The sequence below is a fragment of the Salmonella sp. SAL4457 genome, from assembly GCF_046548235.1.
In the GTDB taxonomy this organism is placed as follows: domain Bacteria; phylum Pseudomonadota; class Gammaproteobacteria; order Enterobacterales; family Enterobacteriaceae; genus Salmonella; species Salmonella enterica.
Map to the genome: position 1 here is coordinate 187,563 of NZ_JBGDZO010000001.1, position 19,722 is coordinate 207,284.

The 19,722-nt window shown below is 52.8% G+C and carries 21 protein-coding genes, 1 pseudogene and 1 other annotated feature; of the genes and pseudogenes, 5 read left to right on the forward strand and 17 right to left on the reverse strand.

What is annotated here, in order from left to right; genetic code table 11:
* Positions 1-39: 39 nt before the first annotated feature.
* The 9 genes from hisIE to hisL form a co-directional block, all read right to left on the reverse strand.
* On the reverse strand, positions 40-651 hold the full coding sequence (hisIE, locus tag ACLJNW_RS00860) for a bifunctional phosphoribosyl-AMP cyclohydrolase/phosphoribosyl-ATP diphosphatase HisIE (protein WP_023204341.1): 612 nt from the start codon (positions 649-651) through the stop codon (positions 40-42).
* Entirely contained in the window at positions 645-1,421 is a 777-nt protein-coding gene (gene hisF / locus ACLJNW_RS00865; RefSeq protein WP_000880125.1) for an imidazole glycerol phosphate synthase subunit HisF, read from the reverse strand. The genes hisIE and hisF overlap by 7 nt, the downstream gene beginning before the upstream one ends.
* A complete protein-coding gene (gene hisA / locus ACLJNW_RS00870; RefSeq protein WP_000586409.1) occupies positions 1,403-2,140 on the reverse strand; it encodes a 1-(5-phosphoribosyl)-5-[(5-phosphoribosylamino)methylideneamino]imidazole-4-carboxamide isomerase in 738 nt (245 codons plus the stop codon). The genes hisF and hisA overlap by 19 nt, the downstream gene beginning before the upstream one ends.
* On the reverse strand, positions 2,140-2,730 hold the full coding sequence (gene hisH, locus ACLJNW_RS00875; protein ID WP_024154562.1) for an imidazole glycerol phosphate synthase subunit HisH: 591 nt from the start codon (positions 2,728-2,730) through the stop codon (positions 2,140-2,142). The genes hisA and hisH overlap by 1 nt, the downstream gene beginning before the upstream one ends.
* Positions 2,730-3,797 carry a bifunctional histidinol-phosphatase/imidazoleglycerol-phosphate dehydratase HisB gene (gene hisB / locus ACLJNW_RS00880; RefSeq protein ID WP_020898967.1) on the reverse strand — a complete coding sequence of 356 codons (1,068 nt, stop codon included), beginning with the start codon at positions 3,795-3,797 and terminating at the stop codon, positions 2,730-2,732. The genes hisH and hisB overlap by 1 nt, the downstream gene beginning before the upstream one ends.
* Complete coding sequence (hisC, locus tag ACLJNW_RS00885) at positions 3,794-4,873, reverse strand: histidinol-phosphate transaminase (RefSeq protein WP_000102715.1); 1,080 nt, start codon at positions 4,871-4,873, stop codon at positions 3,794-3,796. The genes hisB and hisC overlap by 4 nt, the downstream gene beginning before the upstream one ends.
* Positions 4,870-6,174 (reverse strand): histidinol dehydrogenase, encoded by a 1,305-nt coding sequence (gene hisD, locus ACLJNW_RS00890; RefSeq protein WP_000009622.1) that lies wholly within the window; start codon positions 6,172-6,174, stop codon positions 4,870-4,872. The genes hisC and hisD overlap by 4 nt, the downstream gene beginning before the upstream one ends.
* A gap of 102 nt (positions 6,175-6,276) precedes the next feature.
* Positions 6,277-7,176, reverse strand: a complete 900-nt coding sequence (gene hisG / locus ACLJNW_RS00895; protein ID WP_000886603.1) for an ATP phosphoribosyltransferase — start codon at positions 7,174-7,176, stop codon at positions 6,277-6,279.
* A 46-nt stretch (positions 7,177-7,222) separates the two neighbouring features.
* Positions 7,223-7,346, reverse strand: a sequence feature (His leader region).
* A complete protein-coding gene (hisL, locus tag ACLJNW_RS00900; protein ID WP_001364200.1) occupies positions 7,322-7,372 on the reverse strand; it encodes a his operon leader peptide in 51 nt (16 codons plus the stop codon). (Overlaps the previous feature by 25 nt.)
* A 162-nt stretch (positions 7,373-7,534) precedes the next feature.
* On the opposite strand from hisL, the gene ACLJNW_RS00905 reads away from it, so the two are divergent.
* From ACLJNW_RS00905 to plaP, 4 genes are all read left to right on the forward strand, one after another.
* Positions 7,535-8,359 carry an SDR family oxidoreductase gene (locus tag ACLJNW_RS00905; RefSeq protein ID WP_000754715.1) on the forward strand — a complete coding sequence of 275 codons (825 nt, stop codon included), beginning with the start codon at positions 7,535-7,537 and terminating at the stop codon, positions 8,357-8,359.
* Positions 8,360-8,404: 45 nt separating this feature from the next.
* Positions 8,405-9,319 carry a LysR family transcriptional regulator gene (locus tag ACLJNW_RS00910; RefSeq protein WP_000803384.1) on the forward strand — a complete coding sequence of 305 codons (915 nt, stop codon included), beginning with the start codon at positions 8,405-8,407 and terminating at the stop codon, positions 9,317-9,319.
* Between the two features lie 233 nt (positions 9,320-9,552).
* The gene (gene yoeI / locus ACLJNW_RS00915; protein WP_096335044.1) at positions 9,553-9,615 is read left to right on the forward strand and encodes a membrane protein YoeI; all 63 of its coding nucleotides are present in this window, start codon (positions 9,553-9,555) and stop codon (positions 9,613-9,615) included.
* Positions 9,605-10,963, forward strand: coding sequence for a putrescine/proton symporter PlaP (gene plaP, locus ACLJNW_RS00920; RefSeq protein ID WP_001519005.1), 1,359 nt, complete (start codon positions 9,605-9,607; stop codon positions 10,961-10,963). The genes yoeI and plaP overlap by 11 nt, the downstream gene beginning before the upstream one ends.
* A gap of 135 nt (positions 10,964-11,098) precedes the next feature.
* On the opposite strand, the gene sbcB is transcribed toward plaP, so the two are convergent.
* A complete protein-coding gene (sbcB, locus tag ACLJNW_RS00925; RefSeq protein ID WP_024154563.1) occupies positions 11,099-12,529 on the reverse strand; it encodes an exodeoxyribonuclease I in 1,431 nt (476 codons plus the stop codon).
* A 175-nt stretch (positions 12,530-12,704) separates the two neighbouring features.
* Between sbcB and ACLJNW_RS00930 the strand changes: the two genes are divergently transcribed.
* Positions 12,705-13,886: a tyrosine-type recombinase/integrase gene (locus ACLJNW_RS00930; RefSeq protein WP_001007943.1), complete on the forward strand. Its 1,182-nt coding sequence runs from the start codon at positions 12,705-12,707 to the stop codon at positions 13,884-13,886.
* Here ACLJNW_RS00930 and ACLJNW_RS00935 read toward each other — a convergent pair.
* The 7 genes and pseudogenes from ACLJNW_RS00935 to ACLJNW_RS00965 form a co-directional block, all read right to left on the reverse strand.
* Positions 13,867-14,073, reverse strand: coding sequence for a helix-turn-helix transcriptional regulator (locus tag ACLJNW_RS00935; RefSeq protein WP_000997833.1), 207 nt, complete (start codon positions 14,071-14,073; stop codon positions 13,867-13,869). The two genes, ACLJNW_RS00930 and ACLJNW_RS00935, sit on opposite strands and share 20 nt — an antisense overlap.
* A gap of 175 nt (positions 14,074-14,248) precedes the next feature.
* Entirely contained in the window at positions 14,249-14,488 is a 240-nt protein-coding gene (locus tag ACLJNW_RS00940) for a DUF4060 family protein (protein ID WP_024154564.1), read from the reverse strand.
* Positions 14,489-14,530: 42 nt separating this feature from the next.
* Positions 14,531-15,688: a RecT family recombinase gene (locus tag ACLJNW_RS00945; RefSeq protein WP_077910356.1), complete on the reverse strand. Its 1,158-nt coding sequence runs from the start codon at positions 15,686-15,688 to the stop codon at positions 14,531-14,533.
* Positions 15,651-18,566, reverse strand: coding sequence for a RecE family exodeoxyribonuclease (locus ACLJNW_RS00950; protein WP_024154566.1), 2,916 nt, complete (start codon positions 18,564-18,566; stop codon positions 15,651-15,653). Before ACLJNW_RS00950 ends, ACLJNW_RS00945 begins: the two co-directional genes overlap by 38 nt.
* Before the next feature lie 140 nt (positions 18,567-18,706).
* The gene (locus ACLJNW_RS00955) at positions 18,707-18,877 is read right to left on the reverse strand and encodes a YdaE family protein (RefSeq protein ID WP_000917690.1); all 171 of its coding nucleotides are present in this window, start codon (positions 18,875-18,877) and stop codon (positions 18,707-18,709) included.
* A pseudogene (locus tag ACLJNW_RS00960) lies at positions 18,870-19,034 on the reverse strand (hypothetical protein); the annotation flags it as partial. The pseudogene ACLJNW_RS00960 and the gene ACLJNW_RS00955, both read right to left, overlap by 8 nt.
* Before the next feature lie 259 nt (positions 19,035-19,293).
* Entirely contained in the window at positions 19,294-19,695 is a 402-nt protein-coding gene (locus ACLJNW_RS00965; protein WP_024154567.1) for a helix-turn-helix domain-containing protein, read from the reverse strand.
* Positions 19,696-19,722: the final 27 nt, after the last annotated feature.

A 19,722-nucleotide genomic window follows, 5' to 3' on the forward strand; every position in this document is an offset into this window, starting at 1 on the left:
TCTCATTAAAAAACCGGGCATTGCCCGGTTTTTTTACGCTTATTGATGACGCTTACGAAGATTGTCGATCACGGTGGTGAGGTTGAGATCCTGATCCTGCAACAGCACCAGCAGGTGGTACATCAAATCAGACGCTTCATTGGTTAATTCAAAACGATCATTGACGGTGGCCGCCAGCGCGGTTTCCACACCTTCTTCGCCAACTTTTTGCGCAATACGTTTGGTACCGCTGGCGTACAGTTTCGCCGTGTAAGAGCTGGTCGGATCGGCGGTTTTGCGCTCTGCCAGTAGCTGCTCCAGTTGATACAGGAATAACCACTGATGGCTGGCGTCGCCAAAGCAGCTGCTGGTACCTTTGTGGCAGGTCGGCCCGGCAGGGTTTGCCAGCACCAGTAGTGTATCGTTGTCGCAATCTGGCGCAATGCTGACGACATTCAGCACATGGCCTGAGGTTTCGCCTTTGGTCCATAAACGCTGTTTCGTGCGTGAGAAGAACGTGACATGGCCGGATTCAATGGTTTTGTCCAGCGCTTGTGGGTTCATATAGCCCAGCATCAATACTTCGCCGGATACCGCATGTTGCACGATGGCTGGCATCAGGCCATCGGTTTTTTCCCAGTCCAGCTCGCGGCGTTGTTGCTCTGTTAACATATCCTGATCTCCACGCCCTGGCCTGCCAGGTACGCTTTTAATTCGCCAATATTGATGATTTGCTTGTGAAAAACGGAGGCGGCAAGCGCGCCGTCGACATCGGCATCACGGAATGCCTCAAGAAAGTGTTCCATCGTGCCCGCGCCGCCGGAGGCGATCAGCGGCACGCGGCAAACGTCACGGACTTTTTTCAACTGCGTCAGATCGTAACCGTTACGCACGCCGTCCTGGTTCATCATATTCAGGACGATTTCCCCCGCGCCGCGCTGTTGTACCTCTTGCACCCAGTCCAGCGTCTCCCACTGCGTCACGCGGGTACGGTTTTCATCGCCGGTATACTGGTTAACATGATATTTCCCCGTGGCGTCGTCAAACCAGGTATCAATCCCGACGACAATGCACTGTACGCCAAAACGGTCAGCCAGACGGGTAATCAGCGTTGGGTCAGCCAGCGCCGGGGAGTTGATAGAGATCTTATCCGCCCCGAAAGAAAGAATTTTGGCGGCGTCGTCAATTGACCGGATACCGCCCGCTACACAAAACGGAATGTCGATCACCTCGGCAACGCGCGCCACCCAGCTTTTATCGACTACGCGACCATCGCTGGAGGCGGTAATGTCATAGAACACCAGTTCGTCCGCGCCTTCGTCGGCATAGCGTTTGGCCAGCGGAACGATATCGCCAATGATCTCATGGTTGCGAAACTGTACGCCTTTCACCACCTGACCATCACGAACATCCAGACACGGAATTATACGTTTTGCCAGCATTGGATGGCCTCCTTAACGGTAAATTTCCCTTCTAACAGAGCGCGTCCGACAATCACGCCGCGCACGCCGGTGCCGCGCAGGGCGGCAATATCATCGATATCGCCAATACCGCCGGAGGATTGAAAGGCGATCTGCGGATATCTGGCGCATACTTCTTCGTACAGCGACACGTTAGAGCCCGCCAGCGTGCCGTCGCGAGAAATATCGGTACACAGTACATGTTTCAGGCCGACGGGGAGATAGGTCTCCACCAGTTGTTCCAGCGAGACGCCGGAATTTTCCTGCCAGCCGCTAACCGCCACCTGCTTGGTGCCGTGTTCGTCTATGCGAACGTCCAGCGCCAGCACCAGCGCCTGCGCGCCAAAACGTTCAAACCAGCCTTTCACCACGTCAGGGGATTTCACCGCCGTTGAACCGATGACCACACGGGCAACGCCAGCTTTCAGTAATGCCGCAACGTCTTCTTCGGTACGCACGCCGCCGCCGACCTGAACAGGCACGTTCACGCCCGCGACCAGGGTTTTAATCAGCGGTATCTGTCGCTTAGCCGGATCTTTAGCGCCGGTCAGATCTACCAGATGCAGCACCCCGGCGCCCTGGGCGGCGTAATCCTGTAAACGGGGCAGGGGATCGTTACCGTAATCCCGCTGCCGGGCGTAGTCGCCCTGGTGGAGACGCACCACGGTGCCGTCAATTAAATCTAATGCCGGAATAATCATTACATCTCCAGGAAGTTTTTCAGCAACTGTGCGCCCGCCGCGCCCGAACGTTCCGGATGGAACTGTACGCCGAAGAAATTATCTTTCTGTACCGCCGCGGTAAACGGCTCGCCGTAATTGCACTGGGCGATAGTCCACGGGTTGACCGGCATCGCGTAGCTGTGAACAAAGTAAAAATAGGCGCCATCTTCAATGCCCTGAAACAGCCGGTTGCCCGCCTGCGGATACACGCGATTCCAGCCCATGTGCGGCAGCGGCAGACCAAAGTCGGTCATTTTCGGCACGTCTTGCTCGATAATGTTCAGCAGATCCACGCCGCGCGTCTCTTCGCTGCGACGACCCAGCAGTTGCATCCCTAAGCAGATACCCAGTACCGGCTGAGTACACGCTTTAATTAAGTCGATCAGTTCACGTTCGCGCAGTTGATCCATAGCGGCCTGCGCCGTGCCGACGCCAGGCAGAAAGAGTTTGTCAGCGCGTAATATGATTTCCGCTTCGCGGCTGACCACCGGGGTGTAACCGTGGCGCGCCACGGCGGATTTTACCGAGCTTAAATTGGCGCAGCCGGTGTCAAGGATGACGACGTTCATCACAGCACTCCTTTCGAGGACGGTAATGTATCGCCCTCCACGCGAATAGCCTGGCGTAGCGTACGACCAAAGGCTTTAAACAAACTTTCGACACGGTGGTGATCGTTCTTACCCTTAGTCTTGAGATGCAGAGTGACGCCCATCGTGTAAGAGAGTGAGCGGAAAAAGTGTTCAATCATCTCTGTGCTCAAATCGCCCACACGCTGGTAGGTAAATTCAGCTTTATATTCCAGATGCGGACGACCGGAAATATCCAGCGCGCAGCGCGCCAGACATTCATCCATCGGCAGTACAAAGCCAAAACGGCAGATACCGCGTTTGTCGCCGAGTGCCAGTTTTAATGCCTCACCGAGCGCCAGTCCGGTATCTTCTACCGTGTGGTGATCGTCGATATAGAGATCGCCCTTAACGGTAATCTCCATACGAAAGCCGCCGTGGGTGGCGATTTGATCGAGCATATGGTCAAAGAAGCCGACGCCGGTATTAATCTTGCTGTTGCCTTCGCGATCCAGCCAGACGCTGACATCAATCTGTGTCTCTTTGGTGTTGCGGACCACATGCGCATAGCGATCGCGTTTCGTTAGCTGTTCGCCAATCATCGTCCAGTTCAGCGTTTCACGGTGATAGCGTAAACCAGTAATGCCCATGTTATCAGCGAGCTGGATATCGGTTGCACGATCGCCAATCACATAGCTGTTGGCGCTATCCATCGCTTGTTCCGCAAGATAACGCTCCACCAGCTTCACTTTGGGCTTGCGGCAGTCGCAGTCGTCTGCGGGCAGGTGAGGGCAGATCAGCACCTCATCAAAGCATACGCCCTGAGAGGTGAAAATCTGCATCATCAGGTTGTGCGGTCCGTCGAAGTCCGTCTGCGGGAAGCTTTGCGTGCCAAGCCCATCCTGGTTAGTGATCATCACCAGCTTAAAACCGGCTTTTTGCAGCTTCAGCAATACGGGTATCACTTCTGGCTCAAAGGCCAGTTTATCAAAGCGGTCTACCTGAAAATCGCTCGGCGGTTCGGAAATTAAGGTTCCGTCCCGGTCAATGAAAAGATACTTCTGACTCATACTGGCTCCGCACGTAAGGCGTCAATGACGCGCTGGTTTTCCTGGCGGGTGCCGACCGTAATCCGCAGGCAGCCGCTTAAAGAAGGTTGTTTATTCTGATCGCGTAAGATAATGCCCTGATCCCATAAGGATTTAAACACGCTGCTGGAGGCGGTAAACCGCGCCAGAATATAGTTGGTTTCAGAGTCAAAGACGTGTTCTACGCAGGCGGTCTGTTGCAGGGCATTCACCAGATACTGACGTTCCTGCACTGTCTGCGCCACGCGATCGCGCATTGCGTTTATTCCCTGCGGACTCAGCGCCTGGGCGGCGATATCCGCCACTGGCGTAGAAAGCGGATAAGGGGCGATCACTTTTAACAGCAGGTTGATCACCTCTTCATTAGCCAGCGTAAAGCCGCAGCGCAGACCCGCCAGCGCAAAAGCTTTCGACAATGTGCGCAGGATAACCAGATGAGGATATTCAACCAGCCAGCCTGTCAGCGTGGCCTGCGGGCAAAACTCAATATAAGCTTCGTCGGCGACGACTATCGCTTTACCGCGTGTCAACTCCAGCAGCGTGCGCAGATCCTGCGGGTTGATAAGTTGCCCGGTGGGGTTATTGGGGCTACAAACGAACACCACTTTTGTGCCGTCAAGGTTGTCGGAAATCCCCTGTAGATCCAGCTGCCAGTTTTCAAGCGCGGGAACCGTCCGGCGCTCTACGCCAATGGTTTCGGCGCTGACGCTGTACATACCGTAAGTGGGCGGACAGTAGAGAATGGCGTCTTTCCCCGGTTCACAGAAGGCGCGGATCACCAGCTCGATCCCTTCATCCGCGCCGCGGCTGACCAGCACCTGCTCCGGCTTTACGCCAGCATATTGCGCGTAGTTTTCAATCACGGCCTTTGGCTGGCATTCCGGGTAGCGGTTAAGCGTTTGTTGGGTGAGCTGAAACTCCACCGCTGTCGGGAATTCATTCGCGTTCAGCCAGACATCGCCGTTACCGCCCAGACGGCGGGCGGACTGATACGGTACCAGGTTGCGGACATTTTCACGGGCTAAGTCAGCGACGCTGAGAGTGTTTTCAGTGCTCATGCTTGCTCCTTGAGGGCGTTTACGCGTAGGGTCACGGCATTTTTATGGGCGGTCAGACGTTCTGCCGCCGCCAATGTTTCAATGGTTGATGCCAGAGCGGAAAAGCCCGCTTTCGACAGTTCCTGAACGGTCATCCGTTTCTGGAAATCCGCTAACCCAAGGCTGGAACAGGTAGCAGTATAGCCATAGGTCGGTAAGACATGGTTGGTTCCGGAAGCGTAATCACCGGCGGATTCCGGCGACCAGTCGCCGAGAAATACCGAGCCTGCGCTGGTAATCGCATCCACCAAATCGCGCGCATTGCGCGTCTGGATGATTAAGTGTTCCGGCCCATACTGATTAGAGATGGCGACGCACTGCGCTAAATCTTTGGTCACAATCAGACGACTGGCGCTCAGGGCCTGCCGAGCGGTGTCCGCGCGCGGCAGTTCTGCCAGTTGACGTTCTACCGCCTCCGCCACCTTGCGGGCAATGTCAGCATCAGGCGTCAGCAGGATCACCTGGGAATCCGGACCGTGCTCAGCCTGGGAGAGCAGGTCAGAAGCGACGAAATCCGGTGTTGCGCCGCTGTCTGCGATCACCAGTACTTCAGACGGCCCGGCTGGCATATCGATAGCCGCGCCGTCGAGACGCTGGCTGACCTGACGCTTGGCTTCGGTTACAAAGGCGTTGCCGGGGCCAAAAATTTTATCCACTTTCGGTACGGACTCGCTGCCGAAGGCCAGAGCGGCAATCGCCTGCGCGCCGCCGACGTTAAAGATTTCCTGCACGCCACACAGTTGTGCCGCATAGAGGATTTCATCAGCGATGGGCGGCGGCGAGCACAGAACCACGTTCTGACATCCCGCAATACGCGCCGGCGTCGCCAGCATCAGCACCGTTGAGAAGAGCGGAGCCGAGCCGCCGGGAATATACAGACCGACAGACGCGACGGGACGCGTAACCTGCTGACAACGTACGCCTGGCTGGGTTTCCACATCTACAGGCGGTAGCGTCTGCGCGGAATGGAACGTTTCAATATTTTTGACGGCAGCGGCCATCGCCTGTTTTAATTCGTCGCTCAGACGCGCGCCGGCGGCGGCGATCTCTTCAGGGGTGACGCGTAGCGCTGTCACTTCTGTTTTATCAAATTTAGCGCTGTATTCACGCAGGGCATCGTCACCGCGCGTTTTTACATTATCCAGAATATCGCTGACCGTCCGGGTAATACTGTCAGAGGCGGAAATCGCCGGACGCGTCAGCAGCGCACGCTGCTGTTCAGGGCTACAGCTGTTCCAGTCAATCAGGGTATTGAAGCTCATGGTCTTTACTCCATCACAGGGTTCCGCCTTATCCGGCCTACAGAACCCAAAATATCAACGCATTACGTAGGCCTGATAAGCGCAGCGCCATCAGGCGTCAGATCACTCCATCATCTTCTCGATCGGCAGTACCAGAATCGAGCTGGCGCCAAGCGCTTTCAGTTTCTCCATGGTTTCCCAGAACAACGTTTCGCTGCTGACCATGTGCATCGCCACGCGCTGTTGCTCGCCTGCCAGCGGCAGAATTGTCGGCCTTTCGGCGCCTGGCAGCAGGGCGATAACCTCTTCCAGGCGTTCACTTGGCGCGTGCATCATGATGTATTTCGATTCGCGCGCCTGAATCACGCCCTGAATACGGGTCAGCAATTTATCGATCAGCTCTTGCTTGCTCTGTGCCATCTCACCGTCGCGCTGAATCAGACAGGCTTTAGAGCGGTAGATAACTTCGACTTCACGCAGGCCGTTAGCTTCAAGCGTCGCGCCGGTAGAGACCAAATCGCAGATAGCGTCGGCCAGCCCCGCGCGCGGCGCGACTTCGACAGAACCATTTAACAGACACGATTTAAAAGAGACGCCTTTCTGGTCGAGGTAGCGTTTGAGGAGGTGCGGATATGAGGTAGCGATACGTTTACCGTCCAGCGCGGCCGGGCCGTCCCAGGCTTCGTCAACCGGTGTTGCCAGCGATAAACGGCAGCCGCCGAAGTCAAGACGGCGCAGGGTTAAATAGCGTGGATCTTCGCCCTGTGCGCGGCGGTTGAGTAGCTCTTCTTCCAGCACGTTTTCGCCGATAATACCGAGATCGACCACGCCATCCATCACCAGACCCGGAATGTCATCATCACGCACGCGCAGGATATCAATCGGCATGTTTTCCGCCATCGCAATCAGGCGCTGAGTGTGTAAATTAATTTTTATGCCGCAGCGGGCCAGCAATTCTCGTGAATCATCGCTTAAACGGCCTGATTTCTGAATAGCTATGCGTAAGCGGGTGTTGTCTAACATTCTGCGTTCCTCTTTATCCTGTCTGAACCGGTCTGTATCGCGCGCCAAAAAAAAGCCCCCGGAAGATGATCTTCCGGGGGCTTTCTCATGCGTTCATGCACCACTGGAAGATCTGAATGTCTTCCAGCACACATCGCCTGAAAGACTAGTCAGGATGATGGTGATGATGGTGGTGTTTAAATTGAACGCGTGTCATAAAAATTCCGATGAATGCTTATTCATTTGATACCTTTTAACCTAAACCACTTTTACGCCTTAAAGCAAGCGCTTTTTTCATTTCGCATTTATAGTATGAATTGTCAGTCACTGCGGGCTGGCGTAGCCTTATGTATAAGGCGTTAAAGTCAGGAGAAAATGGATGAAAAAGGTCGCAATTGTCGGTTTAGGTTGGTTAGGCATGCCGCTGGCAATGTCGCTGGCAGCGAGAGGCTGGCAGGTTACCGGCAGCAAAACCACCCTTGACGGGGTGGAAGCGGCCCGTATGAGTGGAATTGAAAGCTATCCGCTGCGTCTGGAGCCGGAGCTGGTCTGTGAGGCGGACGATCTTGACGCTCTGCTGGATGTCGATGCGCTGGTGATAACACTGCCCGCGCGCCGTAGCGGTCCGGGAGAGGATTTTTATCTGCAGGCGATGCAGGAGCTGGTCGATAGCGCGCTGGCTTATCGTATCCCGCGTATTATTTTTACCAGTTCGACGTCTGTTTACGGCGATGCGCAAGGCGTGGTGAAAGAGAATACGCCGCGTAATCCGGTCACGGCCAGCGGGCGTACCCTGAAGGAACTGGAAGATTGGCTGCATAATCTGCCGGGCACGTCAGTGGATATTCTGCGGCTGGCGGGGTTGGTCGGACCTGGGCGCCATCCCGGACGTTTCTTTGCCGGAAAAACCGCGCCGGATGGTCAACACGGGGTCAATCTGGTGCATCTTGAAGACGTGGTTGGCGCAATTACCCTTTTGCTACAGACGCCGAAAGGAGGGCACATCTATAATATATGTGCGCCGGCGCATCCAGCCCGCAACGTGTTTTATCCGCAAATGACGCGCTTGCTGGGAATGGCGCCGCCGCATTTTCGTGACGCACCGGACAATGGCAAAGGGAAGATTATCGACGGTAGCCGGATTTGTAATGAGCTGGGATTTGAATATCAATATCCCGATCCGCTGGTGATGCCGATGGAGTGAGTCGCTGTCCAGCAGGTGGTCGCCATATAGCGCAAGGGGACGAGTATGAAACCACTGCTGGACGTTCTGGTTATTCTTGATGCGTTAGAAAAAGAAGGCAGCTTCGCGGCGGCGTCGGCAAAATTATTTAAAACGCCGTCCGCCCTCAGTTATACCGTTCATAAGCTGGAAAACGATCTTAATATCCAACTGCTCGACCGTAGCGGGCATCGCGCGCGATTTACACGAACCGGTAAGATGCTACTGGAAAAAGGCCGTGAAGTGCTGCACACCGTTCGCGAGCTGGAAAAGCAGGCGATTAAACTGCATGAAGGCTGGGAGAACGAACTGGTCATCGGTGTGGATGATACCTTTCCCTTTTCTCTTCTGGCCCCGCTTATCGACGCTTTTTATCAACGCCACAGCGTGACGCGCCTTAAATTTGTCAATGGCGTTCTCGGCGGTTCATGGGAGACGCTGACGCAGGGAAGGGCGGATATTATTGTTGGCGCCATGCGCGCGCCGCCGCCTGACACCGGCTTTGGCTTTGCAAGACTGGGCGATCTTGAACTGGTGTTTGCTGTCGCTCCGCATCATCCGCTGGTTCATGAAGAGGAACCGCTTAGCCGCCAGACGATCAAACGTTTTCGCGCGATTGTGGTTGGCGATAGCGTCCATTCCTCGCGATCAATAGGGTCTGAACTGCTCGACGCTCAGGAAGCGATTACCGTGTTTGATTTTAAAACCAAGCTGGAGCTGCAAATTAGCGGCCTGGGATGCGGCTATTTACCGCGTTATCTGGCGCAGCGATTTTTGGAAAGCGGCGCGCTTATAGAGAAGAAAGTTGTGGCGCAAATCGTCTATGAACCGGTGTGGGTTGGCTGGAATGAACAGACCGCCGGGCTGGCCAGCGGCTGGTGGCGGGATGAAATTTTAGCAAATAATGCTATTGCTGGGGTGTATGCAAAATCGCCGGTTTAAAAATCAATCGCTTATGAAAAATAATTTTTTGAACGCGCTCGCATTCTCTTGTCATTTCACTTCAATTTAGGGCAGAATACGCCGCTTGCAAAAAATGACACTAACCGACGTTTTAATACGCGTCGGTTATTTTTTTGCTTCAAACACATCATTCAATACCAAGAGGCCGGGCTTCGTACCGGATAGATACTTACTTAAAAATCGACAGTTGTTGTCGCTGAGGAATCCAGAAAATGGGGCAATTTTTTGCTTACGCGACGGCATTCGCCGTAAAGGAGAATGACCATGTCGCATAACGTTACTCCAAACACCTCTCGCGTGGAATTACGTAAAACGCTTACGTTAGTTCCGGTTGTAATGATGGGTCTTGCCTATATGCAGCCGATGACGCTGTTCGATACATTTGGTATCGTTTCAGGCCTCACTGACGGTCACGTACCGACGGCGTATGCATTCGCGTTAATCGCGATTCTGTTTACGGCGTTGAGCTACGGGAAACTGGTGCGTCGCTATCCTTCCGCGGGTTCGGCGTACACCTATGCCCAGAAATCCATCAGCCCGACCGTTGGCTTTATGGTGGGTTGGTCTTCTCTGCTCGATTATCTGTTCGCGCCGATGATCAACATTCTGTTGGCGAAAATTTATTTTGAAGCGCTGGTGCCCTCCATTCCGTCATGGGTGTTTGTCGTGGCGCTGGTGGCCTTTATGACGGCCTTTAACCTGCGCAGCCTCAAATCGGTCGCTAACTTCAACACCGTGATTGTAGTGCTACAGGTGGTGCTGATTGCGGTCATTCTGGGCATGGTGGTTTATGGCGTATTTGAAGGCGAAGGCGCCGGTACGCTGGCGAGCACCCGTCCGTTCTGGTCCGGCGATGCGCACGTTATCCCGATGATTACGGGAGCGACGATCCTGTGCTTCTCCTTTACCGGCTTTGACGGCATCAGTAACCTGTCGGAAGAGACCAAAGATGCTGAGCGCGTGATCCCGCGTGCGATTTTTCTGACCGCGCTGATTGGCGGCCTGATCTTCATCTTTGCAACCTATTTCCTGCAATTGTACTTCCCGGATATCTCTCGCTTTAAAGATCCGGATGCGTCTCAGCCGGAAATCATGCTGTACGTGGCGGGTAAAACCTTCCAGGTGGGCGCGCTGATCTTCTCTACTATCACCGTACTGGCTTCCGGTATGGCGGCGCATGCAGGCGTAGCGCGCCTGATGTACGTAATGGGGCGCGACGGCGTATTCCCGAAAAGCTTCTTCGGTTACGTTCATCCGAAATGGCGTACCCCAGCGATGAACATCATCCTGGTCGGGGCGATCGCGCTGCTGGCGATTAATTTTGACCTGGTGATGGCGACGGCGCTGATTAACTTTGGTGCGCTGGTCGCGTTTACCTTTGTTAACCTGTCGGTGATTTCGCAGTTCTGGATCCGTGAGAAGCGTAATAAAACGTTGAAAGATCACTTCCAGTATCTGTTCCTGCCCATGTGCGGCGCGCTCACGGTTGGTGCGTTGTGGGTTAACCTGGAAGAGAGCTCAATGGTACTGGGCCTGATCTGGGCGGGTATCGGGCTGATTTATCTGGCGTGCGTAACTAAAAGCTTCCGCAACCCGGTTCCACAGTACGAAGACGTCGCGTAATCGCGCGTATTATCGGCAATAGTAAAACCGGAGGCAGTGCCTCCGGTTTTTTGTCTGTCATCCAGCACGTTTGCCGGATGGCGATGTCACTATTTATCCGCTCTGGATTAACAATGCCCGTCAGGCATTGGTCAATTACACAATCTCGGTTGCGTACTGCCACAGTGATTTCAGCAGCCCCAGCTTCGTTTTATCTTCCGCATACTGCTGAGAAAGCATCTGCAATTCATTGGCATACTGTTGTAAAAACTCCGGCGTCAGCACCTGACGGCGATGCTCCAGCCAGCGCTGCTGCTCTGCGTCATCCAGCGTACCGGGAAAATTGCGTGCGCGGTAATTAAACAGCAGCTTCTCAATGCGCTTATCGACAAAGGTAATATCCAGCGCGGGCAGGTTACGCGGCTCGGTTTCGAGTACGATTTTCATGGCTGCGCGATCGGCATCGCTGAAAAAACCATCATAGAGCTGGGCATCAACGTTATCCGAGGCGGCAAAAGGTTCGGCTTCGGCAAAAATCGCCACCACTTTGTCGCGGACCTGCGGGTTTTCACGCAACACTTTCAGGTTATCCAGGCAGTGCTGGCAGTTAATTCCCAGCCGGTCGGCATCCTCCGGGCGCAAGGTATTCGCCTGCGCCAGTACCGGACATTTATTGATATGCACCAGCTTTACCGGCACTGCGACGTGATCGCCAAGATCGGCTTTGGCCGTATAAAGCCGCTCGCGAAGGGTGTCGCTGTCCAGCTCAAGAAGAGGAGAAATATCGCCTGCTAAATCGACCATGATCACCGCGTTACGGTTTTCAGGATGCCACGCCAGCGGCGCGACCCAGCTTGTATTACCGCGCCACGCGCCAAACATGCCGGAGACATGCACCAGCGGCTTCATCTGCGGAACGTCAATCAGCGCCGCCAGTTTATGTTTACTGCGGTGGCTATAAAGATAATCAAACAGTCGCGGCTGGCGTGTTTTCACCAGTTGCGCCATCGCAATAGTGGCGTAGACATCCGCCATCGCATCATGCGCGTTGCTGTGTTCGATCCCGTTCGCCTGGGTTAAATGTTCCAGACGAAAGCTGGGCAGGCCGTCGTCGTTTTCCGGCCAGTTAATTCCCTCCGGGCGCAGCGCATAACAGGCGCGCATGACATCCAATAGATCCCAACGTGAATTATCATGCTGCCAGCTCCAGGCATAGGGATCGTAAAAGTTGCGATAAAAAATATTGCGCGTGACTTCATCATCAAAGCGCACATTGTTGTAGCCCACAACGCAGGTTTTAGGAACGGTAAACAGCGCATGAATGCGTCTGGCGAAAGCGGCTTCGTTTTCTCCTTTCTCACGCGCTTCCTGTGGCGTGATGCCGGTAATCAGCACCGCGCCGGGCTGCGGTAGATAATCATCGGCGGGTTTGCAATAAAACACCTCCGGCTCGCCAATAACGTTGAAGTCGTTATCCGTACGGAGCGCGGCGAATTGCGCAGGTCTGTCGAGGGCCGGATGCGTACCGAAGGTTTCGTAATCGTGGAAGAGGAATGTGCTCTGTATGCTGTCGTTTTTAACTGTCACCTGATGTACACGCCTGATGTTGTATGTCCATGAAATAAAATGTTTTTAGTGCCGTTTTTGATATTGATTGCTTTTATTTGTACATGTCTGGATATTGTGGTTTATGTTGGTACATGCGATATTGAGTACAAAATAAGTACATAAACCATAAAATCATTGAGTACAGAAAACTAAAATGGCAATCAGTGACACTAAGCTTCGCTCTGTCTATGGTAAACCATATTCCGGCCCATCTGAAATTACTGATTCTGATGGGTTGGGTATCCGTATTACTCCAAAGGGAATCATTAGCTTCCAGTTCCGTTTTCGCTGGGATGGGAAACAGCACCGCATGGGACTTGGTCGCTATCCTGCTCTCACTCTGCGTGACGCCCGTAACATAGTCGCAGATTTAAGAGAGTCCGTCGATAAAGGCATTGATCCTCGTGAGCTTGCCGGAAACAACAAGTCAAAGAAAAAACCAACGGTAAAAGACTGCCTGGATTACTGGGAGGCAAACTATGTTAACGTGGCTTTGAGGGAAAAGACTAAGGCACTTTACAGGTCGACGGTCATAAAGCACATGAGTGATGCGTTCGCCGGTGTTCCGATTGAAGAAATTCCTGTTCGCCTGTGGGTTGAACGATTTACTGACGAAGAGCGATTAAACCCACGCAGGGCTCGTCAGTTACTGGTACAACTTCGGGCAGCTATTGGCTGGTGTACACGCAGACAATTTATCAGCACGGCTGATTTAATGCTGTTACAGCCAAAAGATGTGGGGACAAAACCAACCGTGGGTGAGGTGACACTCAGTTATAATCAGCTTGCTAAAATCTGGCTGGCGATAGAGCGTAGCAGAGGGTCAACGTCTAACCGATTGCTCCATCAACTACTGATGCTGTATGGCGCAAGGAATAGCGAACTTCGCCTGGCTGTTAAGGAGGAATTCGATCGTGAGGAGGGGATATGGACCGTACCCGCCGAAAAAAGTAAAACGAACAGAATTATCAGACGACCAATTTTTGACGCGGCCGATCAGTTGCTTAAAAAAGCAGAAATGACATACGGGAATATTCTTTTCCCTGGTCCGGATCTGAAAAAGTCCATGACTATTGCTGGTGCAAACAGATTTCTTGGAAGGATAGAATCATCCCTGGGTATTGGCGAATTTTCCGCTCATGATTTTCGGCGTACACTGGCAACCAGACTTTCAGAAGAAGGTATAGCTCCGCATGTTATTGAGAAAATGTTAGGGCATGAGCTGGGCGGCGTACTTTCTGTTTATAACAAACATGACTGGATTGCTGAACAGAAAGCCGCCTATGAGCTGTACGCTGAAAAAATATTCTGGCATATCAGGAAGATTTCTGGTTGATCCCCCCGTTTAAGATCCACTGTACCACCTCAGACTGAAGGTATTGTTTGGGGTGAGTTCGGATTGGTTTTGGAAAATTATATAGCTTGGTATATTTCGAAATGGTCATCCGTGAAGATACTTTGATCATTCTCATAGCTTCTTTTTCGTCAATCATACCAACATTGTTCTGTGCAATATCGTTCATATCCACCTCACAGACTGGCTACATAGACAGCACCAGCGACCATCGCAGTAGAATAAATAGTGCTGGCAGTTAGGCGTCGAATGTTCCCACACTGCATACCGCCAATCACGACAGGGTTCTCGATTTTGTTGCTCATCGTTTTCTCCAGTGGCCCGCAGCGGGCCATCGCTAATATTCAGTTTGCCTGTGCCGGCAGATTTCTAAGTTTCCGGACGCCGATCATTGCGGTGGCTACGTAGCTGGTGGCCCGGTTAACTACTTCGACAGGAACCTTTACGCCATCCACTACAACGGTGTAATTGGTAACGTGCTTTTGTCTGCCGTAATCGCCGAACTTCTCATGATGCGCTGCCAGTGCAGCATCACATGCGCGACGGCCCAATGGCGATTGCTTACTGCGATTTATAAGGCGCATAAAACCTCCTCAGGCGGGAGGGCGTAACCCCTCCCGATGCAATTAGCCGATGTATTCCGGTTTCATATCATCCAGGGTGACGCGGTACTTATCGTGCAGTTCGTCGCCAAGATGACGTTTAGCAGCGCCAAGCGTGCTTTCAGCTTTAGCAAACATCTCTGCGGCTTCCGGTTCGCCAGGGTTTGGAATTGAGTTGATCACTGCCTCGACTTTGTTCTGTGCATCGACCTGGTAATAGCGCTTCACTGCTTTGTTTTTTAATTCGGTGAACAGCGCAGTACCCAGCAACGCTTTCTGTGATTCGATATCCGCACGGATTGCTTTTGCCTGATCAACGGAACTTGCTGTATCAATGCGTTCGCGAAGATCGTCGGCAACAGCATCAACGTTAGCTGCCGACTCCTGCGCGCTGGTCCTGGTGCTAACCTCGCTGGTGATTTCCTGTACGCTCATGCGCTGGACTGGAGCAGGGTTAATCTCGCGTTCTTCTCGTTGCTCAACCTCATCAGGGCTGTACACGCCGAGGATCACTTCCGGGCAGTACAGGCGAGCCCAATATTTAACGCCCAGATAGGCAATTTGCTGTTTAGGGTTTGAAACCCATAGCGGAGAATTGCGGGTAACAACGCCGGAGAGGTAAAGAGGTTCTCCCCAGGTGATTTCAGATTCACCTCGCAGAATGGCACCAACCTGAACGAACAGGCCGATCTCGTCCTCATCCGTCCAGCCACGAACGCGCTCAGTGACGGTGTACTTCCCACTTTTACCGTTTTTATCGCGTGTGATTTCCTGTGTCCTGGTGCAGCGCTCCCAGTCACCCCCATAGCGGTAATGAAAACGGCCATGAATGGCACTGGAGCTTGCGATTACTGCGTTGACCAGTTGTGCCTCGTAACCAAGAACACCGTTAACCAGGTGTGTTTTCTGCGCCACAGCGTAAGGATTCATACCCCATTGCATAGCCTGCATGACGATAGCCATACAGTCGGCTGGTTTCCCTGCAAGGTGTGCCGGTACCGTCACCTGTGAGTCTGCCATCAGGTTAGCGAAAGCTGTTAACTGACCCAGCGCCTGAACGTTAAAAATTGCGTTACTGGCAGAAATGGTGTTTGGTGCCTGCTGCTCAGTGGTAATAATATTGGTGTTTTCCATGATTTTCCCCTTATGCCTGTACGCGCAACGCTTCAAGGCGGCGCACATCAAAATCGTTCAGTTCGTCGGTGTAGTCTTCTGTGATAGGCGCTGGCCATTCACCAGTGTCGAAGCCGTTTGCTATCGCTCGCATTGTTTTGCGGTATTCCAGCATGCCAAGTTCCAGCAACTCGGTAGACGCCTCAATGATGGCGACCCAGTGGTAGTTCTCGTCTTTGTTGACGAAAATCCAGAAAAACTGGTCCAGCGCCGCAGTTTCGCAGTACATGGCCGCGCTCAGGTGATAGTCCCGGTCGATGATTTCCCGGTGCAACTTCGCACGCAGGCCTTCCTGCTTGATGTTCCACATGCTGATAGTTTTCAGGTCGGCGCCAATGCGCAGGCCGCCCATATCGATCTCAAGGTCAGGGCGTACCCGAACTTCCAACCCGGTTTCCTCATCAATCCCAAAATAGCTAACCTCGACAGCACGGCTTGGGTGAGTCAGCAATTTGCCGGCGGTCGGGTGCTCCAGCAGGGCTTTCTGAATGTTCAGCGCGGTGCTGAGCTGTTGGCGGGTGACCAGCATTTTCCCTTCGGTGTTCTCCCGCCACGCATCCAGCAATTCGTCGGCGAATACCGCTGCCGGGTTGACTGATTTCACGGCCTGAATCAGATCGGCCTTCGTGCCAGAGACTTTCAACGGCGACGATTTTTGCGCTTCCTGATCGACCAGGTCAGGGTTGATTATTGCCAGTTGCTCCAGCAGCGCGTCACGGCTGCCGCTGGTTTTAACCGGCGCGGGCAGGGTGGCGTTGTACTCTTTGATGCAGGCTTTCATCGCCGTGGCTGTATGTTTGGTGCCGTTTTCAATGCGCTGGAATTCTTCGGGAAGCTGCTCATACGATGCATAGGTTTCATCTACCGAAGCTCCAAGCGGCATCTGCGACGGCAGGGTGGCGTTGTACTCCTCCAGCAGCGCTTTGATATCGTCAGCACTCAGCAGTGCTGGCAGGCTGGCGTTGTGCGCGTCGATGAACTCGCGCAGGGTGGCGGTGGTGGTGAAAGCACCCTCAGGGATCTCCGGTTCTACGCTGAACTCCGCTTCGAGGTTTTCTGGCTGTAGAGCCAGAGCATGTACCAGGTTGCCCATATCAAGTACTGGAGAGCGCTCTTTGACGATAGTCTTCTCTACGTGACGCGCGTTAAAGTACATCAGCGACACGCGAGCATCTTTCACCTGAGTTGAGCTGATCCCGTTGGCGGCGTGGTAAACCTCGTTTGGTACACCTTCATAGCGGCCCGGCTCGAAGTATTCTGGCCAGGCTGCTTCTGGCTCTTCTTGTTGCGTTTCCGGTACGTTTTGTTGCGCCTCAGGTTCAGATTGGCTCACAGAATCGTTGTTCTGGTGCGTTTCAGCCTGATTCTGGTTCTCTACGGTAACTGCTTCTTTACCAGTATCCAGATCGCCTTCGCCTGCTTGCACCGCATCACCAGCCTGTTTTTCATCACTGTCAGCTTTTTGAACCTGCACATTGCTGGTGGTCTCCGGATTCGTTTCTGTGCCATGAGTTGATGAGTTCTGCATTAAAGCGGACACGTCGAAAATCCCGTTGCCGACATTTTTAACCAGTTCAGGTTCGGTGGTCGGCTGGCTTGTCCCGGTTTTCACCCATTTTGGGTCGTTCGGGTCGCTGATGCCCTCGACGTATTCACCGCGTGCGGCGGCAAGCTGTCGGTTGGCTTCTTCTACCGCGTCTTTTTCCGGAGTGTGTCGGGCAGCCGTGAGAGCTTCCTCGGTGGGGGTCTCGTGATCAGTCTCCGTTAAGTTGGCGTTGATATACCCCTGAAGGCGTCCGGGGTAGTGATAAAACTCAGGGTGTGCGCTTCGGATCAGCGCGAAAATAGCGGCGCGGGAATAATCCAGGATACCGGGCGTTGCGCGAAGTGCTGCGGACCATTCTTTGAACGGACTTTCCTTTTTCTTTACGATTTCTTTTGCGCGACGGTAAACGCTGCCAGGTAGCTCATAGATATTAAAGTCCATAGGCAAAGTGGCCATTGCAATCTCTACGTCCAGAGTATCGAGAGTGTGTTCGTAATCAGGGTTACGGTCAGTCTTATTGCCACCGCCAGCGTTGGCGCCGCTTTCAGTGCGCTGAATAGCCGATACACGGTTGCCTTTCGCCCACTCTTTAACGAGCAAACTGCGATCGATATGCTCCGTCTCGAACCATGTTTTAAGGAACTGGATAACAGTCGCCAGTTCAGGAGTTTTTCCATCGACAGGGAATACTTTTTTGATGGCATTAACTGCCTTATGAACATCGTGTTCAATGGCTTTCTTGAACGCTTCAACATTCTCGGCGGCAAGCAGCAGGTTCTGGACATATGAATTATCGGTGTCCATTTCGAGACGCAGAATTTCTTTTTTCTGGGAGGCGTCGACGTGATAAAGATACTCACCTGCACCTATGTACTGAGCAAGAACGCGGTGACGGAGAGGCATAGTTGCGACAACAGTCAGCTCGGGGGCTGGGGTAGGGCTGTTGCCTTTGTTCTCAAAATTTTCGGAGTGGTCTTCTAATACCTCGCCTGTTTCGGTATCAACACCGTCAACGATGTGCTGGCGGGCCACGGCGGCGGCTTCAGATGATGGCAGGGTGACGCCGGGGATTTGTTCCCAAGTCATGCCATCTTCACCGAGGCGATAATAATTAGTGAAGGTAAAACTTATTTCACCTTCCGGCGGCAGCTCGTTGACTACCGGAAAATTGGTGCGGATCGGCCTTGCATAATCCTTACCGCGGCCGGTTTCAATTTCAGCATCTTCCAGAACGACATCCAGCATAAGGTTGGCGCGCGCTTCTGATTTTGCAGTGAACCAGACCGTCGCATCTTGCTTTCCGGATTTCTGCGTAGCTTTTACTACATAGAAAAATTCCATGTGAGATCCTCTTTTTTAGATGTAAGATCCCCGGGCCAGAGATAGCGCCCATTGGGTGAACTTTGGTTTTTTGTGTAGTTTTCCGGTGGAACTTTGGTCGGTGTCACCGGACGTATGGGCCGCCTTGCGCGGCTTTTACGTTAACTTTCGTGCGCCATTTGGTCGTATGAGGCACAACGTACAGAGCAGTAATCGCGCTCTTCATGTGTCAGCTGCGCGCCGCGAATCAGCATCAGCTCGTTTTTTACTTCTTTGCCTTGCTCAATCGGCTTTCCACACAGGTGGTAAGCGCATGTCTTTTGTTTAAGCATCCGGATCTCCTTTCTGCGCCAGCAGGTAGCAGAGGCGGCGGATTAAAACCTCAATCCGGTTGAGCGGGACGGCCTGCTGTCGAGCTGGTTTACGTGCGAAATCAATCATTCTCACCCTCGTTTGCCTTATCGCCGGCCAGCGGAACGTTTTAAACCTTCTGCGCGTTAACTTTTCCACCTCATTCCGGTCTTCGTATGCCCCGGACGGCTACTTCGTGGGCGTCCTGCCTGGGTGGTTCGTTGTTGCTATGGAATTATATTAAGCCTGAGACTTAATTAATGTCAAGTCTAAGGCGAAGTTAAAAATTAAGTTTATGGCTTAATATTGGTAATGCGGACATCGAGGAAGTGTGTGTTGCGGGTTTTCAATAAAAAACCGGCATAAGCCGGTATTGATTGCTGGTGATAGCGGAGGGTTACAGATTGGATGAGTTATCGTCTTTATTGCGTCTGAGCATGTATTTTTCATAAATCTCATCGAGCCTTTTTAAGCGCAATGAAATTACTTGCATGATGTCTTGCTGATCCTCATCAGGTAACTGGCGGAAAAGGTGTAACATTTGTTTATCTGTAACGGATAAATCGCTTTCTAAGGCTACATCTTGCCCAAGTACCCAAGCTAAGCTCACGCCTAAAGCCTCAGAAAGCTTAATCGCAGATGGCTTCCCTATTGTTCCGCGAGCGAACCAAGCATTGACTGCTTGTTTACTTACGTTGCATATTCGTGAAATCTCTGCTTTGGTAAGGCCTTTCTGCTCAACAATTTCATTGAGCCTTTTAACTTGCGGGTGATTTGTTTGGTGGTTGTTTTTTCTCATGAGCAAGAATTTAATTTTTTGATTATA

What these genes read in the sequence shown, in the direction of transcription:
- hisIE (WP_023204341.1), bottom strand. Translation starts at nt 651, where the DNA reads ATGTTAACAGAGCAACAACGCCGCGAGCTGGACTGGGAAAAAACCGAT.
- hisF (WP_000880125.1), bottom strand. Translation starts at nt 1,421, where the DNA reads ATGCTGGCAAAACGTATAATTCCGTGTCTGGATGTTCGTGATGGTCAG.
- hisA (WP_000586409.1), bottom strand. Translation starts at nt 2,140, where the DNA reads ATGATTATTCCGGCATTAGATTTAATTGACGGCACCGTGGTGCGTCTC.
- hisH (WP_024154562.1), bottom strand. Translation starts at nt 2,730, where the DNA reads ATGAACGTCGTCATCCTTGACACCGGCTGCGCCAATTTAAGCTCGGTA.
- hisB (WP_020898967.1), bottom strand. Translation starts at nt 3,797, where the DNA reads ATGAGTCAGAAGTATCTTTTCATTGACCGGGACGGAACCTTAATTTCC.
- hisC (WP_000102715.1), bottom strand. Translation starts at nt 4,873, where the DNA reads ATGAGCACTGAAAACACTCTCAGCGTCGCTGACTTAGCCCGTGAAAAT.
- hisD (WP_000009622.1), bottom strand. Translation starts at nt 6,174, where the DNA reads ATGAGCTTCAATACCCTGATTGACTGGAACAGCTGTAGCCCTGAACAG.
- hisG (WP_000886603.1), bottom strand. Translation starts at nt 7,176, where the DNA reads ATGTTAGACAACACCCGCTTACGCATAGCTATTCAGAAATCAGGCCGT.
- ACLJNW_RS00905 (WP_000754715.1), top strand. Translation starts at nt 7,535, where the DNA reads ATGAAAAAGGTCGCAATTGTCGGTTTAGGTTGGTTAGGCATGCCGCTG.
- ACLJNW_RS00910 (WP_000803384.1), top strand. Translation starts at nt 8,405, where the DNA reads ATGAAACCACTGCTGGACGTTCTGGTTATTCTTGATGCGTTAGAAAAA.
- plaP (WP_001519005.1), top strand. Translation starts at nt 9,605, where the DNA reads ATGTCGCATAACGTTACTCCAAACACCTCTCGCGTGGAATTACGTAAA.
- ACLJNW_RS00930 (WP_001007943.1), top strand. Translation starts at nt 12,705, where the DNA reads ATGGCAATCAGTGACACTAAGCTTCGCTCTGTCTATGGTAAACCATAT.
- ACLJNW_RS00935 (WP_000997833.1), bottom strand. Translation starts at nt 14,073, where the DNA reads ATGAACGATATTGCACAGAACAATGTTGGTATGATTGACGAAAAAGAA.
- ACLJNW_RS00940 (WP_024154564.1), bottom strand. Translation starts at nt 14,488, where the DNA reads ATGCGCCTTATAAATCGCAGTAAGCAATCGCCATTGGGCCGTCGCGCA.
- ACLJNW_RS00945 (WP_077910356.1), bottom strand. Translation starts at nt 15,688, where the DNA reads ATGTGCGCCGCCTTGAAGCGTTGCGCGTACAGGCATAAGGGGAAAATC.
- ACLJNW_RS00950 (WP_024154566.1), bottom strand. Translation starts at nt 18,566, where the DNA reads ATGGAATTTTTCTATGTAGTAAAAGCTACGCAGAAATCCGGAAAGCAA.
- ACLJNW_RS00955 (WP_000917690.1), bottom strand. Translation starts at nt 18,877, where the DNA reads ATGCTTAAACAAAAGACATGCGCTTACCACCTGTGTGGAAAGCCGATT.
- ACLJNW_RS00965 (WP_024154567.1), bottom strand. Translation starts at nt 19,695, where the DNA reads ATGAGAAAAAACAACCACCAAACAAATCACCCGCAAGTTAAAAGGCTC.